Source organism: Bradyrhizobium sp. BRP22 (assembly GCF_020194175.1).
In the GTDB taxonomy this organism is placed as follows: domain Bacteria; phylum Pseudomonadota; class Alphaproteobacteria; order Rhizobiales; family Xanthobacteraceae; genus Bradyrhizobium.
The window spans coordinates 110,619-132,732 of the sequence record NZ_JADYVX010000014.1 but is presented as its reverse complement, the minus strand read 5'-3'; the positions used below and the strand labels follow the sequence as shown (position 1 = coordinate 132,732).

Here is a 22,114-nt window from a genome sequence, read left to right as displayed (position 1 = left end):
CTTTTCCTCACGCTTCCGGTGCTTCCGGCAGTCCGCCATAGGCGGCCCACGTACTTCCCGCGATAAAACCGGCATCGACAGGCAGGTTGATGCCGGTGACGCCGCTGCTTTGCGGTGAAAGCAGCCAGGCGATCGCCTGCGCCACTTCGAACGGTTCGACCCGCCGGTTCATGGCCGATGGCCGGGACAGCAGTTCTTTATCGAGCGCGCCCGAGGCGATGCCGGCTTCCAGCATCGCCGTGCGGGTAAAGCCTGGCGACACCGCGTTGACGCGCACGCCGACGCGGCCCCATTCGGCCGCAAGCGTCTGCGTGATCTGGATGACGCCGGCCTTCGCGGCGGTATAGGCGTGGATCGGGCCGGAAGTCATGCCGGCGACGGAGGCGACATTGACGATGGCGCCGTTGCGCCGTCCGGCCATCCGCACGCCGACGCTGCGCGCGACCAGAAAGGTGCCGCGCAGGTCGATATTGACCTCGCGGTCCCATTGCTCCATCCGCACGCGCTCGATCCGATGCATCTTGCCGAACACGCCGGCGGCATTGACGAGGCCGGTGATCGGCCCGTGCGCGGCCTCGATGTCGGTAATGCCGGCCGTAACCGTCGCTTCGCTCGCCACATCGAACGGGGCAGGCCACAGGATCGCATCGGTCCCGACCAGCGGTTCCGGCGCGATGTCGACGATGACGACACGCTGGCCCTGGTTGGCAAGCAGCGTTGCGGTGGCGGCACCGATGCCGCGGCTGCCGCCGGTGACGAGAACGAGGCCGTCAGCGCTCATGACCGTTATCCTTTGTTGCGTTGAACAGCCCGCGGGTCACGAGTTTCCGATAGGCGGAGATCACATGGGCGGGCGGGGCAGTGACTTTTCCCTCAGCGTAGGAATAGCGGCGGCTGAGATAGCCGCGCGCACCCATCAGCATCTGCACGATGGCCTCGAACTCCTCGTCGCTGAAATCAATGATTGCGCCAGCCTGCCGCGCGCGGCGGAGGATGCGCACATAGGCGGTCGAGATATTGTCGAAATGTTTCTGGTAGCCGATCGGCGCAAAGAATTCGGCTTCGTTGAGAATACGCAGGAACTCCGGCACCTCGAGGATGAAATCGAAGAAGGCGCTGAAGCGCTCGATCTCCTGCCGCGCGGTGTGCGCGGTGCCGGTGCGGGCGTGGATGAAGCGCACCATGTCCAGTCCAATCTTCGGCAAGAGCTGCTCGAGCAGTTCCTGGCGGCTCTCGAAATGATTGTAGAAGGTGCCCTGCGCGACGCCGGCTTCCTCGGTGATGCGGGCGACCGAGGCTTCGGCGTAGCCGTATTTGCCAACCACCTTGGTCGCGGCGTCGAAGATTTTCTGCTTGGTCCAGGCGTTGCGCTCGACCCGGTTCAGCTTGGTGATCTTGCCGGGCGCGGCATGCGGTACGTGTGTCATGCAGTGGCCTCCAGTTCAGCGCGGAGCACGCGCTTCAGCACCTTGCCTGAGGGATTGCGCGGCAAGCTGTCGCGGATGATCAGTTGCTTCGGAACTTTGAAGCCGGCGAGCCGTGCGCGGCAGTAATCGGTCAGGGCGGGCAGATCGAGCACAGCGCCTTCCGCCGGCACGACGATCGCGACCGGCCTCTCGCCCCAGCGCTCATCGCGCAGGCCGATGACAGCGACCTCGCGAACTTCAGGCATTTCATAGATGACGCGCTCGACCTCCGAGGAGGCGATATTCTCGCCGCCGGAGATGATCATGTCCTTCTTGCGGTCAGTGAGATAGAGGAAGCCCTCTTCGTCGAGATAGCCGACATCGCCGGTGCGGAACCAGTCGCCGAAGAAGGCGGCTGCGGTCTTCTCCGGATCGCGCCAGTATCCTTTCGTGACCTTCGGTCCACGCAGGCAGATCTCGCCCTTCTCGCCGGCTGGAAGCCGATTGCCGCGATCGTCACGGATCTCGATTTCGACATGGGCGATGGCGCGGCCGGTCGAGCCGATCTTCTCGATCTCGCGGCCCGCCTCCATGAAGGTGTCGCCGCCGACGCTCTCGGTCAGACCATAGGCATCGATGTAGCGGGCATTCCTGAAATAGTCGGAGAAGGCGCGGATGCGCAGCTCCGGCGTTTTTTCGCCGCCGCCGATCGCCCATTTCAGACTGGAGACATCGTAGTGGTCACGCGTGGCGCAAGTGAGGATCGCGGTGGTCATGACCGGTGCGAACCACGCCGCGTTCAGCTTCTCCGCTTCGATCGCACCGAGCGCCTGTTCGGGCTTGAACTCGCGATGGACCGAGAGCATGCCGCCGTGCCAGAGCACCGCAAGCCCAGGCAGATCAAGCGCGCCGACATGATAGAGCGGGCCAACGACGAGGAGGCGCGTATCTGCATTGAGGCCGAGCACCAGCGTCTGGTCGGCCGACTTCCAGTACATGTTCTCGTAACTGAGCATCACGCCCTTGGGGCGGTCCGTCGTGCCTGACGTGTACATCAGCCGCATCAAGTCCTGCGGCCGGCGGACATGCATCGGCGCAGGGGCGATGTCGAATGCGAGTCGCGTGGCGGTCGATTGCGCGGCTTCATCGAGCAGCACGATCGGCGCATGACCCGCTGCGATCGCGGCGAGTTCTTCGTCCGCGATCAGGATGCGCGCGCCGGAATTGCCGACGATGTAGCTGACTTCTTCGGCGGAAAGGCGAAAGTTGATCGGCAGGAACACCGCGCCGATATGGCTGGTCGCAAAGGCCAGTTCGAGAAAGGCAGCGCTGTTCTTCATCAGCACAGCGACGATTTCGCCAGGACCGATTCCGCGGGAGGCAAGCCAGCCAGCAACCTGGTGGATGCGCTGGTCGAATCTTCCGTAGGAGATGTCCTCGCCGCGATATTTCAGCGCACACCGATCAGGCGTTCGCTTGGCGTGAAAGGCGATGAAACTCGATAGGTTGATCATCTGCCGCTCAAAGGGCCGTTTCGGCCTCGTTTCCTTCCCTGATGAACCGTGACTCGTAATTCATCTTTGGCTTGACGTCACCCCCCTTGCTCTGAAATCCTTGTGTCCACGGAGACGAGATGATCTCCGGCAAGGGAATAGGGAACGACAACCCGACTGGGAGGGGAAAATGAAGAGAACCCGTCAACCGGGCATCAGCCGCCGTGCGACTCTGGCGCTGATGGGCGCCGGTGCGGTGACGATTGCTGCGCCGTGGGTGGCACGCGCGCAGGCCAAGACCATCAAGATCGGCATGCCGACCATTCTGTCGGGCCGCGTTGCGCAGCTCGGCACGTCCTCGCGCAACGCCGTGTTGCTGGAGGTCGAGAAGGTCAACGCCGTGGGCGGCCTGGCCGGCCGGCAGATCGAGATGGTGATCCGTGACTCCAAGGGCCAGCCGCAGGAAGCAGCCCGCGTCGCGCGTGAGCTCGTCAACACCGACGGCTGCGAGATGCTGTTCGACGGCGAGGCCTCGTCGGGATCGTTCGCGGTGCACGAAGTGGCGCGCGATCTCGGCGTGCTCTGCATCCATACCTGCTCGGAAGCATCGTCACTGACCGCCGATCCGAAGCAGCATATTCCCAACGCCTTCCGCTGCGTCCGGCAGGGCATTCATGATTCCATCGTCGGCGGCAGCTATGCGGCGGCGATCGCGAAAGCCAAGGGCCTGAAGAAATGGGCGACTTGCTCGCCAGATTATGCCTATGGTCGCGATACCACCGGCGAATTCGCGCTCTACCTCAAGCGCTTTGCGCCGGATGTCGAGATCATCAGCGAGTCCTGGCCAAAACTGTTCCAGCCTGACTACACCGAGGTGGTGACGAAGATCCTGCAGGCGAAGCCGCAGGGGCTGTACACCTGCCTGTGGGGCGGCGATCTCACCTCCTATATCGATCAGGCCAACATCTACGCGCTGTTCACGCAGATGGAGGTCTTCGCCGTCAACATGGCGGACTATACCGCGCTCACCGTGGTGAAGAACCTGCCGAAGGGCATTCACTCCGGCAACCGCTACATCAAGACCTTCCCGAAAACGCCTGAGAACGCCGCGTGGGGCGATGCCTACCGGACGAAATACAACGAATACCCGACCAATTGGTCCTGGCAGAACGCGACTGCGGTGATGCTGCTCGCCGAGGCCGTGAAGAAAGCCAATTCCACCGACGGCAAGAAGGTCGCGGAAGCGCTGCGCGGGCTGACGATCAAATGTCCGTTCGGCGCCGACGGCACCGTGACGATGCGCGCGGAGGACAACACTCTGGTCGGCTACGCCATCGGCTGGGGCACTACGATTCCGCAGGAGCCCTACGTGCCGGAAGTGAAAGCCGGGGATTGGAAGACCATCTTCGAACTCGAAGCCGAGTGGAAGAAGAGCAAGGGCTACACCTGACCGGTCTGTGAGTGGAGGCGGGCAGGCTGCTTCCACTCACGGTTCGTGAGTTTGCGCGCCAGTGGTCTCGGCGCGCTGGGATGGAAATGCTGCATTGGATATAGACGCGCTCGCTGGCTGTCTCGCCAGCCCGGCCTGTCTGGTGACGCAAACCACCAGCGGTCTCATCATCGGTATGCTGCTGTTTCTCGTCGCCGTCGGGCTGACGTTGATCTTCGGCGTGCTCAAGGTCGTCAATTTCAGTCACGGTGCCTTCTATATGTTCGGCGCCTATTTCGCGATGACGGCCTACCAGTTCTCCGACAGTTTTGCGCTCGCGATGCTGTGCGGCGCGGCGGGCACGGCGATCCTCGGGCTCATCTTCGAGCGCGTGTTCATGAGCCGCGTCTATGGCGCTGACGTGCTGATGCAACTGCTGGTCTGCTACGCCTTCGTCCTGATCTTCGACGACGTGGTGCGGATGATCTGGGGCCCCGAATTCAAATCGATGGGCATGCCGTCGGCGTTCCAGGTGCCGCCGCTGTTCATCGCCGGCGGCGTCGTGCCGCCCTATTACCTGCTGCTGATCGGCGTTGCGCTGGTGGCCGCCATGGTGCTCGGCCTTGGGCTTGCCCGCACCCGGATCGGCAAGGTGATTCGCGCGGCCGCCCACAATCCGGGCATGGTGTCCGCGCTCGGCATCAACACCGGGCTGATCTATGGCGGCGTGTTCGCGCTCGGCGGCATGCTTGCCGGGCTTGCCGGGGCGCTCGCCGCGCCGGTGCGTTCGCTGACACCGGGGATGGGATTTTCGGTTCTGATTGAATCCTTCATCGTCACCGTGATCGGTGGCATGGGTTCGATCCTGGGCGCGTTGGTCGGGGCGCTGCTCATCGGCCTGATCCGCTCGTTCGGCTCGCTCGGCTTTCCGCTCTTTACCGAAGGCCTGATGTACCTGTTCATGGTGATCGTGCTGGTGTCGCGGCCGAGCGGCCTGTTCGGCAAGGAGGTCGCATGACCGAATTGCAGGCGGAACGCACGCCGGAAACGTTGAGCGCGCCGCGCATCGAAACGCGTTCGTTCCGCTCGCGTTATCTGGACGTTTTGATCGCGCTGGTCGCCTTTGCGGTGCTGGCTGCGCTGCCGCTGTTCTTCGGCAGCAAGGCGCTGCTTGATTTCGTGATCCGCTGCTCGGCTTTCGGCCTGTTCGCGACCTCGCTCAACCTGCTCGTCGGCTACACCGGCATGATCTCGTTCGGGCATGGCATGTTCTTCGGGCTCGGCGCCTATGGCTTCGGCCTGCTGATGCAGCGCACCGGCGTGCCGATACCCGTAGCTTTTGTGGCGACGCTCCTGATCACCGCTGTCGTCGCTGCGATCATAGGTGCGATCTGCGTCCGGCTGAAGGAGATCTATTTCGCCTTCGTCACGCTGGCGTTCCAGATGCTGATCCACTCGACGATCCTGACCTGGACGTCGCTGACTGGCGGCGACCAGGGCCTGCGCGGAGGCATCCCGCGGCCGGCGTTCCTCGGCATCGATCTTGCCAATCACGTGCATCTCTACATCACAAGCTGCGCGCTGCTCGTGCTCGGCCTCTTGCTGATGCGCCAGATCGCGCAATCGCCGTTCGGCTATACACTGCGCATGATCCGCGACAATGCGCGGCGTGCGAGCTTCATCGGCATCGATGTCTGGCGCGCCAAGCTGACGGTCTTTGTTCTGGCGGCGCTGTTTGCGTCCACGGGCGGTATGGTGATGGCGATGTTCGTCTCCGGCGCCTACCCCGAATTCGCCTACTGGACGATTTCGGGCGAAGGTATCTTCATCAACATGCTCGGCGGCGTCACCACGTTCCTGGGGCCCATGGTCGGTACGGTGCTGCTCCTGAACCTCAACGACACCGTCACCCGCTTCACGGAATATCATGGCATCGTGCTTGGCGTCGTGATTCTGTTCTTTGCCATCGGCCTGCGCAAGGGCCTGATGGACTACGTGCTGGAGTGGTACACGCAACGTCGCGACGGATCAGGGGAGCGCGGCTAGCCATGCTGGATATTCGCGGGCTCTCGAAATCGTTCGGCGGCGTGAAAGCGACGGACAACGTTTCGCTGGATTTCGCCGACGGCTCGCTGACGGCCGTGATCGGTCCGAACGGCGCCGGCAAGAGCACGTTCTTCAACCTGATCACAGGCGCGCTCAGGCCAGATTCCGGCGAGGTTCTGCTCGATGGCATCGATCTCGCCGGCAAGTCGCCACCTGAGATCGTGCGGCACGGCATCGGGCGCGCGTTCCAGGTCGCCAGCATCTTTCCGTCCCTTACCGTACAGGAGACCATGCTCGCCGCCGTCTGCGCGGATCAGCGCCGCTCGACCGTACTGCACCGGCGCTTCCCGCTCGCCGAGACGCGGGATCGCGCCGAGCACGCGATGGAATTGCTGGGCCTTGCCAACAAGCGCCACCGCACCGCCGCGACGCTGTCACATGGCGACCAGAAACTTCTGGATATCGCGCTGGCGCTGGTGCTCGACCCAAAGGTGCTGCTGCTGGATGAGCCGACCGCGGGCATGGGCACCGAAGAGCGCTGGCGGATGATCGACAAGGTCCGGGAGCTCTGGGAGACGCAGAAGATCACGGTCGTCTTCATCGAACACGACATGGACATCGTGTTCAAGATCGCGCCCAGGATCGTCGTGCTCTGCTACGGCCGCATCCTTGCGACCGGCACGCCTGATGCCATCAGGCGCGATGAAGCCGTCATCGATGCTTATCTGGGCACTGAGGAACATGCCGAGGCCGTGACATGAGCGCTTTGCCGGTCGTGCAGGTCGAGGATCTCGACGTCTATTATGGCACCAGCCAGATATTGTTCGGTGTCGGGCTATCGGTGCGGCGGGGCGAGACCATGGCATTGCTTGGTCGCAACGGCGCCGGCAAGTCCACCACCATGAAGGCGATCATGGGGCTGGCGCCGGCGCGTCGCGGCAAGGTGACGCTGAACGGCAGGACCGTCTCGGGGATGCGGCCGCATCGCATCGCCCGCGCCGGGCTCGGCTTCGTTCCGGAGGACCGTCAGATCTTCCCAGAGCATACGGTGGAGGACAATCTCGTCATCGGCCAGAAGAAGGGGCCGAATGGCGAGGACGAATGGTCGATCCGGCGCATCTATGACGTCTTCCCATTGCTTGAGCCGTTACGCTATCGGATCGCGGGACGGCTGTCCGGCGGCGAGCAGCAGATGCTGGCGATCGCCCGCACGCTGATGGGCAATCCCGCACTGCTGCTACTGGACGAGCCCAGTGAGGGATTGGCGCCGATCATCGTGCAACGGATAGGCGAACTCTTGCGGCAGCTTCGCGCGACCGGCGCCACGGTGCTGATTGCCGAGCAGAACATGCATTTTTGCCTTGGCCTTGCCAGCCACGCGACGGTTATCGACAAGGGCCAAATCGTCTACACATCTCCCATCGAAGAGCTGAAGGCCAACGACAACATTCGGCAGCGCTACCTTGCGCTGTAACCTTCGGCCGGATGGGGAGGATGAATGGCGGTTGGAAACAGGCTGGCGCCGACGCATGAGGCGCCCTATCGCGGCCTTCGCGTGCTCGATTTCGGACAGGGCATTGCGTCGCCTTATTGCGCGATGCTGCTCGGCGTCTACGGAGCCGACGTCATCAAGGTCGAGCCGCCCGAGGGTGACTGGTCGCGCTATCTCGGGACGACCTATGGCAATCACACCACGCTGTCGGCGGTCTATAATCGCGGCAAGCGCAGCCTGTGCCTGGATCTGAAGCACAAGGATGGAATCGCGATCGCCCAGAGGCTGGCGAAGGAAGCCGATGTTTTGATCGAAGGGTTTCGGCCAGGCGTGGCCGCGCGACTCGGGCTTGGTTATGAGTCGTTATCACGCGACAATCGCGGCCTGATCTATCTTTCGGTCAGCGGCTTCGGACAAAGCGGGCCTTACGCGAAGCGCCCCGGATCGGATTCGGTGGCGCAGGCTTTCTCGGGTCTGGTCTCGATCAACGTCGGCACCGACGGGACCCCGCATCGGGTCGGCTCGACGATCTCCGATGTCGTCACCGGCGTCTATGCCTTCCAGGCCATCGCCACCACGCTGTTCGCGCGGGCGACGACGGGCACGGGGCGCTGGATCGACGTCAATCTCTGTCAGTCGACAGCGGCGCTGCTCGGCCACAAGGTTGCAGAGTTCATCCTTGAGGGCGGTGCACCGCGCGCCCTCAATGTGCCGGCCGGCACCTACCAGGCCAAGGATGGCTGGATGATGGTCACACTGGTGAACGAAGCGCAGTACAAGCGCCTGTGTACGGCAATCGGACGCGATGATCTCGCCACCGATCCGCGCTTTGCCGATTTCGCTGGGCGTGCGGACGCGGCGGACGCGCTGATGCCGCAGCTGCGGGAAGTTTTTCTCACCCAATCGGCCGAGGCTTGGCTTACGCGCCTGCATGCGGCCGATATCATCGCGGAGCGGATTCACAATCCCGGCGAATGGCTGCGCAACGCTCACGTCGAGGCGACCAGGGCAGCCGTCTGCCAGGACACGCCCGGCGTCGGCCCGGTCTACACGCCGCGGACGCCGGGGATCGCGAGCCTTTCAGAGGACGACCTGCGGCCCGCGCCGGATATCGGGCAGGACAGCTACGACGTGCTGCTTGAGGCTGGCTTCGACAGTGCAGCCATCAACGACTTGATCAACGCGGGTGCGGTTCGCCAGTCCCGATCAAAATGAGCGGTGGCATGCCAGACGACAGGAGAAGCTGATGGCTGGGTTATATTTTGATGAGTTCGAGGTCGGACAGGAATTCCATCATGAATTCAGCCGGACCGTGACCGAGATGGACAACACGATGTTCAGTCTCTTGACCATGAACCCGCAGCCACTGCATCTCGACGCGCATTTTGCGGAGAAGACCGAGTATGGCCAGCGGCTGTTCAACAGCCTCTATACGCTCGGCATCATGATCGGTATGAGCGTCTACGATACGACGCTGGGCACGACTGTCGGCAATCTGGGCATGACGGATGTGAAGTTTCCGAAGCCGGTATTTCACGGCGACACGCTGCGGGCGCACACCAGGATCGTCTCGAAGCGGCCGAGCAAGTCGCGGCCGACCCAGGGGATTGTCGAATTCGAGCACACCATGACCAACCAGCGGGGCGAGGTGGTGGCGACCTGCCGCCGTACCGGACTGATGCTCTGCAAACCGAAGGCGTGAGGCTATGCGTTCGTTCCTGTTCGTTCCCGGCGACAGCGTCCGGAAATTCGAAAGCGCGAAGAAGACGGCTGCGGACGCCTTGATCCTCGATCTCGAGGATTCTATTGCGCCGGAGCAAAAAGTGACGGCACGCAGCATCACGCGCGAGATGCTGAGCTCGCGCAATCCCGATCAAAAGATGTACATCCGCGTCAATGCGTTCGATACCGACATGACGCTGGGCGATCTCGCAGCGGTCATGCCCGGGAAGCCTGACGGCATCGTCCTGCCGAAATGTGCTGGTGCCGCCGACGTCAACAAGCTCGCGCTTTACCTCGACGCGTTCGAGGCGGCATCCGGCATCGCGGAAGGTTCGACGCGCATCGTAACGGTTGCGACCGAGACGGCACGCGCGGTGCTGAAACTGCTCGACTTCGAGAATATGAGCCCACGGCTCTGGGGCATGATGTGGGGCGCCGAGGACCTCGCCGCGTCTCTGGGAGCCTCGCGCAACCGCATCGGTAACCGCTTTCTTAGTCCGTTCTGGCTGGCGCGCGACCTGTGCCTGATCAGCGCGGCCGCCGCGGGCGTCGTCGCCATCGATACGATTGCGACCGACATCAACGATCTCGACGCGCTGCGGGAGGAATGCATCACGGCGCGGCAGGACGGTTTTCTGGCAAAGGCGGTGATCCATCCCAAGCATGTCGATGTCGTCAACGCCGCTTTCATGCCGACCGATGAGGAGATCGCATGGTCGGAGCGCGTGGTCGCCGCGTTTGCGGGAAATCCGTCCGGCGTGGTGAAGATGGACGGCAAAATGCTGGACAAGCCGCACCTTCGCGCCGCGGAGAAGATCCTGGCGCTGCGGCGGAGGTGAGGTGCGTAGGGTGGCCAAAGCGAAGCGTGCCCACCACTTACGGTCCGTGCAAGAGAAGGTGGGCACGCTGACGCTTCCCGGCAGGGAAAGCTGGACCAGACCATGCTGGGCCGGAGCGAGGCCCGGCTGAGACGCGTGTTTCCGGGAGATTGAGGATGCTCCAGCGAGGCTGGTATCCCGAGTGTCTCCAGATAATACGGCGTGAGAACTTCTCCGCTTTTTTCAAAAATGAACGACTGCCCCCCGGATCGAAGCGGGGCAGGTGAAATTTGACCGGACATTTCGTCGATGAACCTCTAAAGTCATTGTGACAGTCTTCCTGCCGGAACCATGGCCGCGGCGAGCCGTTGCCGGTTTCTGATCACGCCGATTCTTCTCCGCCGAAGTGTCGTTCCGCCGCGCTGCAGCAACACCGTCACGGCTTCGCGATGAACATCCTCGATCCGCAAGGTCCGATCGCCGCTGCCGAGAAGACAATCCTGATCGACTCGATCGGGATCATGCTGGCGATCGTCCTGCCGACGATCGCGGCAATCTTTGCCTTCGCATTCTGGTTTCGGGACTCCAATCCACGGGCGACCTATCAACCCCACTGGGCATATTCCGGTCGCATCGAACTCGTCGTGTGGTCGATCCCGACGCTGACGATCATCCTGCTCGGCGGGGTCGCATGGATCGGATCGCATCAACTGGATCCTGCCCGGCCTATTGATGGGACCGGCGCGCCGATCCGCATCCAGGTCGTATCGCTCGATTGGAAGTGGCTCTTCATCTATCCGGACCAGCGGATCGCAACGGTCAACTCGCTGACGGTGCCCGTCGGCTCTCCCCTTGATCTCGAATTGACGTCCGGCAGCGTGATGAACGCGTTCTTCATCCCGCAGCTTGGCAGCATGATCTACACGATGAACGGCATGGTGACGCGGTTGAAGCTGCGGGCCGACAATCAGGGCACACTTCAGGGCCTGTCATCCCATTTCAGTGGAGATGGCTTTCCCGACATGAAGTTCGATGTCCAGGTCGTGTCGCAACTCGAGTTTCCGAACTGGGTTGCACGCACCGCCCAGGCCGATCGCGTCTTGAACGCGGAGAGCTATGGAAGGCTTGCCCAGCAATCAGTCGAGACCGTGGAATCGACCTATCGGCTCGATGATCCGCGGCTGTTCCACGCCATCGTGACTCAGCAGATACCCCCGGGCCCGGGACCGAAGCTGACGTCCGAAAGCGCGCAGCCCTATATCGGAGGCCATGATGTTCGGTAAGCTGAGCTGGTCCGCCATTCCGATCGATCAGCCGATTCCGATGATCGCCTCGGGCGTGGTCGGGCTCGTCATCCTTGGCGTTCTCGCCTGGGTCGTCCTTGCCGGCCACCTGCCTTATCTGTGGCGCGAATGGATCACCAGCGTCGACCACAAGCGGATCGGCGTCATGTACACTCTGCTCGCGACGGTCATGCTGCTGCGGGGTTTCGCCGACGCGTTGATGATGCGATCACAGCAGGCGGTTGCCTTCCAGTCGCAAGGCTATCTGCCGCCGGAGCACTACAACCAGATATTCTCCGCGCACGGCACCATCATGATCTTCTTTGTGGCGATGCCGTTCGTGATCGGGCTGATGAATCTGGTGGTGCCGCTGCAACTCGGCGTTCGCGACGTCGCATTTCCGACGCTGAACTCCGTCGGTTTCTGGCTTACGGCAACAGGCGCGCTGCTGGTCAACATCTCGCTCGTGGTCGGCGAGTTCGCGCGCACGGGATGGCTGCCTTATCCCCCGTTGTCGGAACTCACTTATTCGCCGGGTGTCGGCGTCGACTATTACCTTTGGGCGCTACAGATCTCCGGCGTCGGCACGCTGGTTGCCGGTATCAATCTCGTCACCACCGTCCTGAAGCTGCGCACCAGGGGCATGACATACTTGCGTATGCCGATGTTCTGCTGGACGACGCTCGCCTCAAATCTCCTGATCGTGGCGGCGTTTCCGATCCTGACAGCGACGCTGGCGATGCTGATACTTGACCGCTATTTCGGCTTCCATTTCTTCACCAATGAGGCCGGCGGCAACGTGATGATGTTCATGAACCTGATATGGGCATGGGGCCACCCCGAGGTCTACATCCTGGTGTTGCCTGCGTTCGGAATCTTCTCCGAAGTGGTCTCGACATTCTCCGGCAAGCCGTTGTTCGGATACCGCTCGATGGTGCTCGCCACCATGGCGATCTGCGTCATCTCTTTCATGGTGTGGCTGCATCACTTTTTCACCATGGGCGCCGGTCCCTACGTCAATGCGATCTTCGGGATCGCCAGCATGATCATCGCGGTGCCGACCGGCGTGAAGATCTACAACTGGCTGTTCACGATGTATGGTGGACGGGTCCGCTTCGACACGCCGATGCTGTGGGCGATCGGCTTCATGGTGACGTTCATCCTGGGTGGGCTCACAGGCGTGCTGGTCGCCGTGCCGCCGGCGGACTTCCTGCTTCACAACAGCCTGTTCCTGGTCGCTCACTTCCACAATGTGATCATCGGCGGCGTGCTGTTCGGCGCGTTCGCCGGCTACGCCTACTGGTTTCCGAAAGCATTCGGCTTCCGCCTGCATGAGGGGCTCGGCAAGGCGGCGTTCTGGTGCTGGTTGATCGGGTTCTACGTCGCGTTCATGCCGCTCTATGCCCTCGGCTTTCTCGGCATGACGCGGCGAATGCAGCACTACGATGTCCCGGAATGGCGCCCGTGGCTCCTGATCGCGGCGGTCGGCGCCATCATTATCCTGATCGGGATCGCCTTCCAGATCATGCAGCTTGTCGTCAGCATTCGACATCGCGAAGCATTGCGCGACCGCACCGGCGATCCTTGGGATGGGCGCTCGCTGGAATGGGCAACGGCCTCGCCGCCGCCCGTGTTCAATTTCGCGATTTTGCCTGATGTGTCCGGAGAGGATGCTTACTGGTCACTCAAGGCGCACGCCAGGCAGCAGGATCTCGAGAAGCGCGAGCCGAACTACAAGGACATCGAGATGCCGCGCAATTCTCCGACCGGCTTCATCTGCGCTTTCTTCGCGACCATCATGGGCTTCGCGCTGATCTGGCACATCTGGTGGATGGTCGCGGCCGGCGCGATCGGCGCCTTCGCTACCTTCGTTGCATTCGCGTGGCGTGACCACGACGAGTACGTCATCCCGGCAAAGGAGGTGGCGCGCATCGATCGCGCCAATATCGAAGAGCGTCGCGCCCTGATCAGCCTTGCGGGGGCCTGAGCCATGGCCGACACAACGATGGCATATGCTCACTCCGATCCGCATCGTCTGCGCGGCATCCCACATGCGGCGGTCGTGCACGAGGGGCCAGCGCCGAAGCGGATCGTCACGGGCTTCGGCTTCTGGATATTCCTGCTTAGCGACATCGTCATGTTCTCGTGCTTCTTCGCGACCTATGCGGTGCTGGTCGACCAGACCGCAGGAGGGCCGAACGGCTCCGAGCTGTTCGATCTCAGGCGGGTCGCGGTCGAGACCGTCCTTCTGTTGCTGTCGAGTTTCACCTGCGGACTCGCCAATATTGCAGCCGACATCCGAAACAAGCCCTGGTTCCAGGTGAGCATGGCGGCGACCTGCGTCCTCGGCCTCGCCTTCCTGTACCTTGAGGCGACGGAGTTTGCGGACCTGGTCGCACGGGGTGCGGGGCCGACACGCAGCGCATTCTTGACGGCGTTCTTCAGTCTGGTCGGCTGCCATGGCCTGCATGTCTCCGCCGGCATCCTCTGGCTGCTGACGATGATGGCGCAGGTGTTCGCGAAGGGGTTTCGGGCCGACATCGGGCGGCGCATCATGTGCTTTGCGCTGTTCTGGCACGCGCTCGATATCATCTGGGTCGCGGTATTTTCGGTGGTCTATCTGCTCGGGAGCAAGCCATGAGCGATCAGTTTTCGGAACAGCACCGCATCGATCTGGCCCCGGGCGACGAAGGCGAGGGAGGCGTCGGCCTGCGCGTACTCGGCTATGTCGTCGGCCTTGGCCTTGCCATCCTGCTGACGGCGACTTCGTTCTTTGTGGCCGGCACGGATCTCGTCTGGCAGCCGAGCATTCCCGTCGCCATCATCGTGCTGGCGATCGCCCAGATGGGCGTGCATCTCGTCTTCTTCCTTCACATCACGACCGGGCCCGACAACACCAACAACGTGATGGCGCTTGCCTTCGGCGTGCTCATCGTCTTCCTGGTGATCGGCGGCTCGCTGTGGATCATGGCGAACCTCAATCAGAACATGATGCCGATGGACCAGATCATGCAGATGCAGCGCTAGCGCTGCACACCTCCATGAGGCGACACGGTCAGGATCGCAGGCCGACCGCGGGTTTGTGGTCCTGCCGCTTGGACCAGGACACGTAATAGGCGACACAGGCCATGCCGAGGACGCCGGCGGCGCTGACGAGCACCTGCATCGCGAGTGATTTGGGGCCCGTGATCAGCACGAGATGTCCGGCGAATGAAAGAAAGATGCCGGAGCAGAACACCGCGAGCCATTGCTCGCCGCATTTGATGAGGGGCTGCAGGGCTTGAGATTGCAGTCCAAGCCAGTCGCGGGGAACCAGCATCGTGAAAAAGAACGCCATCGCCAGCAGGTGCAGGACGCGATAGGGAGCGAGGTTCTCCTTATCGTTGGACGGGAAGGCATCGAGCACCGAATTGGGTATGATTTCCGCCAAGGCGGGTGATTTCCCGACCGACATGATTGTCAGGGCGACGAGCAAGTAGATCAACGCGGCGATACGCAAGGCCGGAAGCTTCTGCATCGCGCGGATCACGTGCGCGTCTCCTGCGCCGCCAACCGCGAACCAGGCGCCGAGCACGAACAGCAATTGCCAGCAGAATGGATTGAAATACCAGCGTCCTTCCGGAAACGCGGTCAGGTTCCAATCGAAATGGCGCGCGAATAGATAGAGCGCGATGGATCCGATCATTGTCAGGCGTGGCCAGCGCATCATGCCGAACAACACGGCAGGAAGGAACGCCATGAGGACGATGAAGAGCTGCAATACGTCCAGATTGAGCGGCTTGGCCTGCAGCAGCAGGCCGCGGATTATGACGCGAATTGGATGTTCGATGAAGTCGGTGATGTTGAATTCGGCGAACAGATCGGGCGCGGCGGCCTCGGCCGCGACATATCCGATCAGGTCGACATAGACCACGAACAGCACCACATAGGCGGCGTAGAGCTGCCATACCCGCTTGAAGATGCGAGTCGCTCCCACGACGAAGCCGCGCTCCACGACGACCTTCCCGTACATGATCGCCGCCGCATAGCCGATTACGAATACAAACAGCTCGGTCGCGCCGCTGAATCCAAAGTTCCGCAAAGTCAACGCACTGACCGCGTTGCGCGGAATGTGATCCAGAAACAAAGACCAGTTCGCGATGCCGAGCAGAAGGAAAATGCGTAGATCGCCGTCGCGTGCCGCGATCTCGGCCTTCACAGATGGATTCATTGAGCGCAAGACTTCACAATTTCGGAGTAGCGAATCGCGAATCCATCGCGCCCCGCCGCTGCTCCGAATAGACGTTGCGTGGAGAATATTTAATCCGCGAGTGATGAATTAAAGCGGCAGGCGATCACGTTTTCGAAATTGGAACGTGATTCAGCGCGATGCGAGAGGCCAGTCAGGCTTGCTCATGCTTGCGCAGATCCCGGAGATGGTCGAACGCGCTCGCCTGCAGGTCGGCCTCGGCCGCGTCGATGTTGGGGAGGGCAGCGTCGGCGAGAATATCGGCCGTCACGTCCTCGACAGCGGAATCGGAGATTTCGTGAATGAAGCTGATGTTCCGGTATTCGCCCGACACGACCCGCGCGATGACCTCGCGCCGTGTGATTTCAGGATCAACGATGGCCTCGCGGCCGCGCCGGCCGTAATCGATCATCACGACGAAGTACTGCATGTCGGCCAAACCGGCCACCTCTCTCGGCAGAAGACGATGGTCGCCATCATTTCCGAAAATCAGAAATTTGTCAAGTACAGTTTCTGAAAATCAGAAATTAGTCGCCTATTTCTCCGGCGGTTGAGGTCCCTGCGCCTTGGTGGCCTTGCGGGAGCGTGCGGCCGCCTTGCCGCGCAACCGCTCGATCTGGCCTCGCGGCAGGGTCACGCAGATCTCGCCGATCCATTCGAGCTTCACCCCGTTGATCGGCTTGGCGTTGAAGCTTGTCAGGTTGACCAGTGTCGGCGACTTTCCACGCTCGATCGTCTTCAGATAACGCTCGCCGGTCTTCAAGCGAACGGCCGCTTCTTCGCCATAGAAGCTCGATAGGGGATGTCGCTGCTCGCGATAGACGACGATGATGTCGCCATTCTCGTATTTCGGCAGCATCGAATCGCCTGAAACCTCGAATGCAATGGTTTCTTCCGCGATCGGGAAAGGCAGCTCGACGTCGCCGAGTCCTTCCGGCGGCACCTGCTCATATTCCGGCTCGATCGAAGCTCCGGCGCCGACCCGGCCCATGATCGGCACCGAGTTGAGCTCGAGATAGTCCATGATCGGTGCAATCTCGGACGCCTTGATCTGGCGTATCCCGGACAGGATTTCGGAGACCGCGCCGGGACGAACGCCCATCGCCTGGGCGAGCCCGCCCTTGGTCTTGCCCGGCTTCTGCAGTCCCCGCTCGATCAATCTGGCGTCCAGCATGGCGCATCCTTTTCGAATCCGCGGAAAGCATAGCAATTCGGATAATCAGAAATCAAGCTTGACTTTCATTTCGGAATATCCGAAATTGGTGGCGAGGCGTCGGGCGCCGAAGGGAAGGACAAGAATCAACAATGGAACTGACAGGCTGGGCGCCCGAACATTCGGACGCGCTGCGGGAATATTTTGCCCAAGGCATGAGCTTTGCCAAGATCGCCAAGGCGATCAACGCCAGATTCAACACCGACTATACGCGAAGTGCCGCGATCGGCCGTGCCAGGCGGCTCGGCCTGACGACGTCAGGCAGTTTGCCGCCGGCACCGCCGAGGCTGACGCCAGTGCCACAGTTGAACAGGTCGAGCGAGCGGCGCGAGTGCGAGCCAAGATCGATCGAATTCCGTTGGCCAATGCCCGTGTTCGAGAAGGCGCCGCCGGTCGAGCTGCGCTGTGTCGAGATCGAGCCGCGCCACCTTTCGCTGGTGGAGCTCGAACACGGAGACTGCCGATATCCCTATGGCGGTGACAGCGACGGCGAACCGATCACCTTCTGCGGTCATCGGAGGCGGCCGGGCTCAAGCTACTGCACGGCGCATTTCGACTTGAGCCGCGACCCGGAGCCCGAGACGGAGCCATCGCCGAGCATCGTGCCGCTGCGCGAGGACGAGCCGGCATAGCCGCATACGCACCCCCCTCATCCACTTTGCAAACGATCCATCTTGCCGCTGGCGAGATGGCGCCTGATCGAATTTTGCCTTGAAGGAGCCAAGCGATGCCGCGTGCCAAACGCAAGAAACCATATCATCCCGCCAGAGTGCATGACCGCCGCGCGCAGGATCTGCCGTACAACGCCGAAGTCGCTATCGTTGAGGTCGACGACCCCCTTGCGCTCGAGCCCGGAGACAAGGTTGTCGCGCTGCGCTCGATCCGCAACGATCCGCTCGGACGGTTGCATTCGCATCGTCAGATCGATGACGCGCAGCTTCGGGCTGGCCGCGCTTTCCAGGGTGATTGGGAGAAGGCCGAGCGTGGACCGCGCGCGGTCGACACGACAAGGGAATATGTCGATGGGGGTACGCGGCGCGAGCCGATCACCGAGGCCCAGCGCCGGGCGGTATCGCGGCTCAACCGGGTTGAGCGCGAACTCGGCGCCGACGGTTCGGCCTTGGTGCACGAGGTCCTGATCCTCGGCATGACCATGGAGCAAGTTGGTGAGCGGCGGGGACTGCGTACGCAGCGGTGGAATGACTACTTCGCGCGTCGTCTCAAGGAATGTCTCGATCGGTTGGCGCTGATCTACGGCTTTGCGACGCCGCACCCCGTTCCCGTCAAAAGCCTCCAGCGCTGAAGCGGAGCGGCTGCACCACATCGTAGGCGGCTTTGGTCAATGGCACCGCATAGTCGACGGTGAGGGCACCGAACGGGGAGGCCCAGGTGAGGCCCACGCCGACCGAGGAACGCACGACGTTCTTGTCGGCCACTTGCAGCGCGATGCCGCCTACGCCGGTCGGACCGGTATAGCGGAATACACTTCCGGCATCGACGAAGGCCGATGCCTTGAGGCCGTATTCGTCGGGCACGCCGGGAATTCCGCTCTGCAGTTCCGCCGTCGTCGCCCAATAGGCGCTGCCTCCGACATTATCCATGGTGGTGCCGGGCGTCAGATCGCGCGGACCAAAGCCGTTGGTGGCAAACCCTCGGACCATGGTTGGGCCGCCGAAAAAGCTGTTCATCAGTGGCACCTGCTGGCCGCCCCAGCCGGTGACGTAGCCGCCCTGAGCGCGGACCATGCCGACCAGGTCGCCCGTGAGTGACCGGTAGTAGCGAGCGTCCTCGCTGGTCCGCAGGAATCTCACGTCTCCGCCGAGGCCAGCCAGATCCTGGCTCAACTGTGACCTGAAACCGCTGGTAGGGCTCTTGTTGTTGTCGAGCGTGCTGTAGGTCGAGGTGGTACCAATGGCGGAAACCCACGCCGGGCCGTTAGCGGCAGCCTGCTGGACTGCGAGGGAAGGCACCAGGCCGGAACCGGTCGTGCCGAGCGAGATGTCCTGGTTATAGATCGAGTAACGCCATTGCACGCCGAGCTGCTCGGTGATCGGCGTACCGAATTGCAGCGTCGAGCCGTAGGTCGTGCTGTTGTAGGACTGGTAGCTGTTCACCTCGCTCTGCCGGCCGAACAGCTCGATTCCTGCCGACACTTTTGTGCCAAGGAAATAGGGCTCCGATGCTGCAAGGTCGATGCCGCGGGCATATTGGCCGTAGCTCACGGAGGCCTGGACGTTCTTTCCGGTCCCATAGAAATTGCGCTCGCCGACCTTGACCTCGATCAGTGCGCCGTCAGTGCTCGAATAGCCGCCGGAGATGTTGAACTCGCCGGTCCCCTGGTCCACGGTCTCGACATCGAGCACCACGCGATCGGGCGTCGAGCCGGGCCGATTGGTGATCTTGACGGACTTGAAGTAGTTCAAGTTCTTCAACCGCCGCTCAGCGCGATCGATCAGCGTCTTATTGTAGGGATCGCCCTCGGCGATATCGAACTCGCGCCGGATCACGTAGTCGCGCGTTTGCGTGTTGCCATGGATCTCGATACGCTCGACATAGGTGCGGGGGCCCTGGTCAATCACGAACGCGACATCGATCCTCTGTGCGGCGGCATCGCGGGTGATGCGCGGCACAGCCTGGGCGAAGGGATAGCCGAGCTTAGCCATCTCGACGGCGAGGAGTTCGGTGCTCTTGTCCAGCGCATTGCCGTCAAATACCGCGCCACTGTGAGCGAGTACGATGCCGCGCAGCTTTTCGCGATCGAGTCCGGGAATGTTGCAGGCGACGCTGATATCGCCGAAATGATAGAGTGGGCCTTCATCGATCACGAAAGTGACGACAAATCCTTTTGCCGCTGGATCGTATTCGGCCGTTGCCGAGCGAACGTCGGCATCGGCATAACCCTTGCCGCGATAATAGAGACGCAATTGCCCCTGATCCTGCGCGATGCGGTCGGGATCGTAGACGTCGCTCCCGGTCAGAAAACTGAGCATGTTGGTAGCCGACGTCTTGATCACGGCGTTGAGCTGGCGTGCGCCGAAGGCCCGATTGCCGACAAAATTGATCCGACGTACGGGCGTCTTCGCGCCTTCCGTGATCACAAAGACGAGATCGACGCGCCCATTGCCACGGTCGATGATCTCGGGCGCCACGCGGACATCGTCGCGTCCGACATGGCGGTAAGCTTCGACGATGCGGCCGACGTCCGATTGCACCGTCGCGCGCTGCAGGCTGCTCCGCGGCTTGGACTCGATCGCTGCGGCCAGATTGTCATCCGCTATCTTCCTGTTGCCCTCGAAGGCGACGCGGTCGAGGATTGGTGCTTCCGTCACATGCACGGTCAGACGATCGCCGGCGCGGTCGATTGAAACCTTGTCGAACAGGCCCGTCGCGACCAGCGCCTTCAGGCCTTCGTCGCGCGCCGCCTCATCAAGTTGGCCGTCCGGCCCTGCATGGAAGTAGGAGCGTACGGTATCGGCCTCAACTCTGCGACTACCTTCGACGACAATGGCCGCAGATGATGACGGTACGCTCTCGGCGGCGAGTGGAGCGACTCCGTTCAACAGAGCCGCAGCGGCAACAAGTGACGCGCCGATCAGGAATGGCTTTGACGGCCGCCGACACCGCGTGATGCACTCGAACTTCACTTCCCTTGCGGTCTCCCATTGGGCGGCGATATCGAATTGCGGGCGCCGGGCGAAACGATGTCGCGCCTGAGGTGAGTTGCAGGCCGGAATCGGCCGCGCGCCATAATTTCAGCGCGCTTATTTAATCTGCGCGTTCTCAGAATTGTCGCAATGGCCGCATCAACCTCTGCACCAAAACGTTCGAGACGTTGGTGCGGTGACGCATCAATGCTCGTTCAGGAGTGCCGGATGCGTTACGCAGTTCTCGTCGTCGGCTCCCTGTTGCTGATGCAATCGGCGCATGCGGAGAAGGCGCCGGATATCGACCCGCGCGCCTCGCTCGCCGTGGTCCAGCAGTGGATCTACAATTATCGCGCCAAGCCGGATTACGCCCATGTGCCGGCCGCAGTACGCATTCTCTTCCATTCGCAAAGCTTCAAGGAGCCGGAAAACGCCGGCATCTATCTCGGCTTCATCGCCGGTGCGATCGGCTCCAATCCGGAAAAGGCCGAGCAGCTGATTGGGAGCTTCTCTCCCGTCGCGCCGGAAGACGAATGGGTGATCATCCGCGCCGTTGCCTATTCCGGGCTGGCTGATTGGCGGAACATTGTGCGCAGGCTTGCGCCGCGAATGCCGGGGCGCCAGGTGCTGATCGACAGCTACCTTTCCGGCCGGCTGCCGACGCTCAACGACATTCCGCTCGAGGAGGCGACGCCTGGAATGATCGACAAGCTGCGCGGCGCGTTCACGCGCAATCCGTTTGCCAAGGAAGAGAAGAAGCTGAACACAAAGCTGACCTTTGCCACCAATCAGGATCTCCTGGATACGCTGTGGGGATATTATTTCGCGACCGGCTCTCATGTTCCGATTCAGCGCATCATCGAGATGCTGCCATGGAGCAAAAGTCGCGATACCGTCGACAAGCTCACCGTCGGCAGCATGGCGCGCTATACGCTGGCGAGCTACGCGATCCGCGACGCCAGCCTGCGTGATTTCCTGCGTAACGAACTGGCGAGGCAGAAGCCGCCGATCAAGGCGCCGCTTGCGGAGGTCGTCGATGCCGCCGATACGGTGCAGATCGCGGCGCTCCGCAAGGATGCCCTGGCTGCCGTCGACGAGCTCAAAGCCAAAGGCTCCGATAGCCGGCGCGACCTCAACTTCTGGGGCCAGGTCGGCGTTGGCGCGCTCTCGCTCGGGTGCGTCTCGGCTGCGGCGCTCGGGCAAGTCGCGGTCGGCATCCCCTGCGTGATCGGCGGCTCGGCCTCGCAGGGGCTCTTGCAGTTCTGGGAAAAGCAGCAGTGAGGTTCGATGGTGCGTCGCCGATATCCTGATTGCTCTTTCTTGCTGCGGAATATCGCCGA

The 22,114-nt window shown here is 62.1% G+C and carries 22 protein-coding genes; 15 read left to right on the top strand and 7 right to left on the bottom strand.

The window, feature by feature from the left end:
- Positions 1-7 precede the first annotated feature (7 nt).
- From I6F35_RS19315 to I6F35_RS19305, 3 genes are read right to left on the bottom strand one after another with little or no spacing between them, the layout of a single operon-like run.
- A complete protein-coding gene (locus I6F35_RS19315; protein WP_225119253.1) occupies positions 8-781 on the bottom strand; it encodes an SDR family oxidoreductase in 774 nt (257 codons plus the stop codon).
- Complete coding sequence (locus I6F35_RS19310; RefSeq protein ID WP_225119252.1) at positions 771-1,427, bottom strand: TetR/AcrR family transcriptional regulator; 657 nt, start codon at positions 1,425-1,427, stop codon at positions 771-773. Before I6F35_RS19310 ends, I6F35_RS19315 begins: the two co-directional genes overlap by 11 nt.
- Positions 1,424-2,920: an AMP-binding protein gene (locus tag I6F35_RS19305; protein WP_225119251.1), complete on the bottom strand. Its 1,497-nt coding sequence runs from the start codon at positions 2,918-2,920 to the stop codon at positions 1,424-1,426. Before I6F35_RS19305 ends, I6F35_RS19310 begins: the two co-directional genes overlap by 4 nt.
- A gap of 169 nt (positions 2,921-3,089) precedes the next feature.
- Here I6F35_RS19305 and I6F35_RS19300 point away from each other — a divergent pair, with 169 nt between their 5' ends.
- The 12 genes from I6F35_RS19300 to cyoD all read left to right on the top strand — a co-directional run bounded on the left by I6F35_RS19300 (position 3,090) and on the right by cyoD (position 14,716).
- Complete coding sequence (locus I6F35_RS19300) at positions 3,090-4,349, top strand: ABC transporter substrate-binding protein (RefSeq protein ID WP_225119250.1); 1,260 nt, start codon at positions 3,090-3,092, stop codon at positions 4,347-4,349.
- Positions 4,350-4,443: 94 nt separating this feature from the next.
- Complete coding sequence (locus I6F35_RS19295; RefSeq protein WP_225119249.1) at positions 4,444-5,346, top strand: branched-chain amino acid ABC transporter permease; 903 nt, start codon at positions 4,444-4,446, stop codon at positions 5,344-5,346.
- Positions 5,343-6,374, top strand: a complete 1,032-nt coding sequence (locus tag I6F35_RS19290; protein ID WP_225119248.1) for a branched-chain amino acid ABC transporter permease — start codon at positions 5,343-5,345, stop codon at positions 6,372-6,374. Before I6F35_RS19295 ends, I6F35_RS19290 begins: the two co-directional genes overlap by 4 nt.
- A 2-nt stretch (positions 6,375-6,376) precedes the next feature.
- Complete coding sequence (locus I6F35_RS19285) at positions 6,377-7,135, top strand: ABC transporter ATP-binding protein (RefSeq protein ID WP_225119247.1); 759 nt, start codon at positions 6,377-6,379, stop codon at positions 7,133-7,135.
- A complete protein-coding gene (locus tag I6F35_RS19280; RefSeq protein ID WP_225119246.1) occupies positions 7,132-7,848 on the top strand; it encodes an ABC transporter ATP-binding protein in 717 nt (238 codons plus the stop codon). Before I6F35_RS19285 ends, I6F35_RS19280 begins: the two co-directional genes overlap by 4 nt.
- 24 nt (positions 7,849-7,872) lie before the next feature.
- Positions 7,873-9,081 (top strand): CoA transferase, encoded by a 1,209-nt coding sequence (locus I6F35_RS19275; protein WP_225119245.1) that lies wholly within the window; start codon positions 7,873-7,875, stop codon positions 9,079-9,081.
- A 28-nt stretch (positions 9,082-9,109) separates the two neighbouring features.
- Positions 9,110-9,568 (top strand): MaoC family dehydratase, encoded by a 459-nt coding sequence (locus I6F35_RS19270; protein ID WP_346283186.1) that lies wholly within the window; start codon positions 9,110-9,112, stop codon positions 9,566-9,568.
- A 4-nt stretch (positions 9,569-9,572) separates the two neighbouring features.
- A complete protein-coding gene (locus I6F35_RS19265) occupies positions 9,573-10,427 on the top strand; it encodes a CoA ester lyase (RefSeq protein ID WP_225119243.1) in 855 nt (284 codons plus the stop codon).
- 428 nt (positions 10,428-10,855) lie between these two features.
- Positions 10,856-11,689, top strand: a complete 834-nt coding sequence (cyoA, locus tag I6F35_RS19260; protein WP_346283185.1) for a ubiquinol oxidase subunit II — start codon at positions 10,856-10,858, stop codon at positions 11,687-11,689.
- The gene (gene cyoB, locus I6F35_RS19255; RefSeq protein WP_225119241.1) at positions 11,679-13,676 is read left to right on the top strand and encodes a cytochrome o ubiquinol oxidase subunit I; all 1,998 of its coding nucleotides are present in this window, start codon (positions 11,679-11,681) and stop codon (positions 13,674-13,676) included. Before cyoA ends, cyoB begins: the two co-directional genes overlap by 11 nt.
- A gap of 3 nt (positions 13,677-13,679) precedes the next feature.
- On the top strand, positions 13,680-14,330 hold the full coding sequence (locus tag I6F35_RS19250) for a cytochrome (ubi)quinol oxidase subunit III (protein WP_225119240.1): 651 nt from the start codon (positions 13,680-13,682) through the stop codon (positions 14,328-14,330).
- Entirely contained in the window at positions 14,327-14,716 is a 390-nt protein-coding gene (gene cyoD, locus I6F35_RS19245) for a cytochrome o ubiquinol oxidase subunit IV (RefSeq protein WP_225119239.1), read from the top strand. The genes I6F35_RS19250 and cyoD overlap by 4 nt, the downstream gene beginning before the upstream one ends.
- A 28-nt stretch (positions 14,717-14,744) precedes the next feature.
- Here cyoD and I6F35_RS19240 read toward each other — a convergent pair whose 3' ends face one another.
- The 3 genes from I6F35_RS19240 to I6F35_RS19230 all read right to left on the bottom strand — a co-directional run bounded on the left by I6F35_RS19240 (position 14,745) and on the right by I6F35_RS19230 (position 17,091).
- Positions 14,745-15,899 carry an OpgC domain-containing protein gene (locus I6F35_RS19240; RefSeq protein WP_225119238.1) on the bottom strand — a complete coding sequence of 385 codons (1,155 nt, stop codon included), beginning with the start codon at positions 15,897-15,899 and terminating at the stop codon, positions 14,745-14,747.
- A gap of 172 nt (positions 15,900-16,071) precedes the next feature.
- Positions 16,072-16,347, bottom strand: coding sequence for a hypothetical protein (locus I6F35_RS19235; protein WP_225119289.1), 276 nt, complete (start codon positions 16,345-16,347; stop codon positions 16,072-16,074).
- A 105-nt stretch (positions 16,348-16,452) separates the two neighbouring features.
- Entirely contained in the window at positions 16,453-17,091 is a 639-nt protein-coding gene (locus I6F35_RS19230; RefSeq protein WP_225119237.1) for a S24 family peptidase, read from the bottom strand.
- A 131-nt stretch (positions 17,092-17,222) separates the two neighbouring features.
- Here I6F35_RS19230 and I6F35_RS19225 point away from each other — a divergent pair, with 131 nt between their 5' ends.
- Positions 17,223-17,762: a GcrA family cell cycle regulator gene (locus I6F35_RS19225; protein WP_225119236.1), complete on the top strand. Its 540-nt coding sequence runs from the start codon at positions 17,223-17,225 to the stop codon at positions 17,760-17,762.
- A 95-nt stretch (positions 17,763-17,857) separates the two neighbouring features.
- Positions 17,858-18,433 carry a DUF6456 domain-containing protein gene (locus tag I6F35_RS19220; protein ID WP_225119235.1) on the top strand — a complete coding sequence of 192 codons (576 nt, stop codon included), beginning with the start codon at positions 17,858-17,860 and terminating at the stop codon, positions 18,431-18,433.
- Here the strand turns inward: I6F35_RS19220 and bamA are convergent.
- Positions 18,414-20,690, bottom strand: coding sequence for an outer membrane protein assembly factor BamA (gene bamA, locus I6F35_RS19215; protein ID WP_225119234.1), 2,277 nt, complete (start codon positions 20,688-20,690; stop codon positions 18,414-18,416). The two genes, I6F35_RS19220 and bamA, sit on opposite strands and share 20 nt — an antisense overlap.
- A gap of 312 nt (positions 20,691-21,002) precedes the next feature.
- On the opposite strand from bamA, the gene I6F35_RS19210 reads away from it, so the two are divergent.
- Positions 21,003-22,055, top strand: a complete 1,053-nt coding sequence (locus tag I6F35_RS19210) for a hypothetical protein (RefSeq protein WP_225119233.1) — start codon at positions 21,003-21,005, stop codon at positions 22,053-22,055.
- Positions 22,056-22,114 lie beyond the last annotated feature (59 nt).

Coding starts and splice junctions, on each gene's coding strand:
- I6F35_RS19315 (WP_225119253.1), bottom strand. CDS start 781: ATGAGCGCTGACGGCCTCGTTCTCGTCACCGGCGGCAGCCGCGGCATC.
- I6F35_RS19310 (WP_225119252.1), bottom strand. CDS start 1,427: ATGACACACGTACCGCATGCCGCGCCCGGCAAGATCACCAAGCTGAAC.
- I6F35_RS19305 (WP_225119251.1), bottom strand. CDS start 2,920: ATGATCAACCTATCGAGTTTCATCGCCTTTCACGCCAAGCGAACGCCT.
- I6F35_RS19300 (WP_225119250.1), top strand. CDS start 3,090: ATGAAGAGAACCCGTCAACCGGGCATCAGCCGCCGTGCGACTCTGGCG.
- I6F35_RS19290 (WP_225119248.1), top strand. CDS start 5,343: ATGACCGAATTGCAGGCGGAACGCACGCCGGAAACGTTGAGCGCGCCG.
- I6F35_RS19285 (WP_225119247.1), top strand. CDS start 6,377: ATGCTGGATATTCGCGGGCTCTCGAAATCGTTCGGCGGCGTGAAAGCG.
- I6F35_RS19280 (WP_225119246.1), top strand. CDS start 7,132: ATGAGCGCTTTGCCGGTCGTGCAGGTCGAGGATCTCGACGTCTATTAT.
- I6F35_RS19275 (WP_225119245.1), top strand. CDS start 7,873: ATGGCGGTTGGAAACAGGCTGGCGCCGACGCATGAGGCGCCCTATCGC.
- I6F35_RS19265 (WP_225119243.1), top strand. CDS start 9,573: ATGCGTTCGTTCCTGTTCGTTCCCGGCGACAGCGTCCGGAAATTCGAA.
- cyoA (WP_346283185.1), top strand. CDS start 10,856: ATGAACATCCTCGATCCGCAAGGTCCGATCGCCGCTGCCGAGAAGACA.
- cyoB (WP_225119241.1), top strand. CDS start 11,679: ATGTTCGGTAAGCTGAGCTGGTCCGCCATTCCGATCGATCAGCCGATT.
- I6F35_RS19250 (WP_225119240.1), top strand. CDS start 13,680: ATGGCCGACACAACGATGGCATATGCTCACTCCGATCCGCATCGTCTG.
- cyoD (WP_225119239.1), top strand. CDS start 14,327: ATGAGCGATCAGTTTTCGGAACAGCACCGCATCGATCTGGCCCCGGGC.
- I6F35_RS19240 (WP_225119238.1), bottom strand. CDS start 15,899: ATGAATCCATCTGTGAAGGCCGAGATCGCGGCACGCGACGGCGATCTA.
- I6F35_RS19235 (WP_225119289.1), bottom strand. CDS start 16,347: ATGCAGTACTTCGTCGTGATGATCGATTACGGCCGGCGCGGCCGCGAG.
- I6F35_RS19230 (WP_225119237.1), bottom strand. CDS start 17,091: ATGCTGGACGCCAGATTGATCGAGCGGGGACTGCAGAAGCCGGGCAAG.
- I6F35_RS19225 (WP_225119236.1), top strand. CDS start 17,223: ATGGAACTGACAGGCTGGGCGCCCGAACATTCGGACGCGCTGCGGGAA.
- I6F35_RS19220 (WP_225119235.1), top strand. CDS start 17,858: ATGCCGCGTGCCAAACGCAAGAAACCATATCATCCCGCCAGAGTGCAT.
- I6F35_RS19210 (WP_225119233.1), top strand. CDS start 21,003: ATGCGTTACGCAGTTCTCGTCGTCGGCTCCCTGTTGCTGATGCAATCG.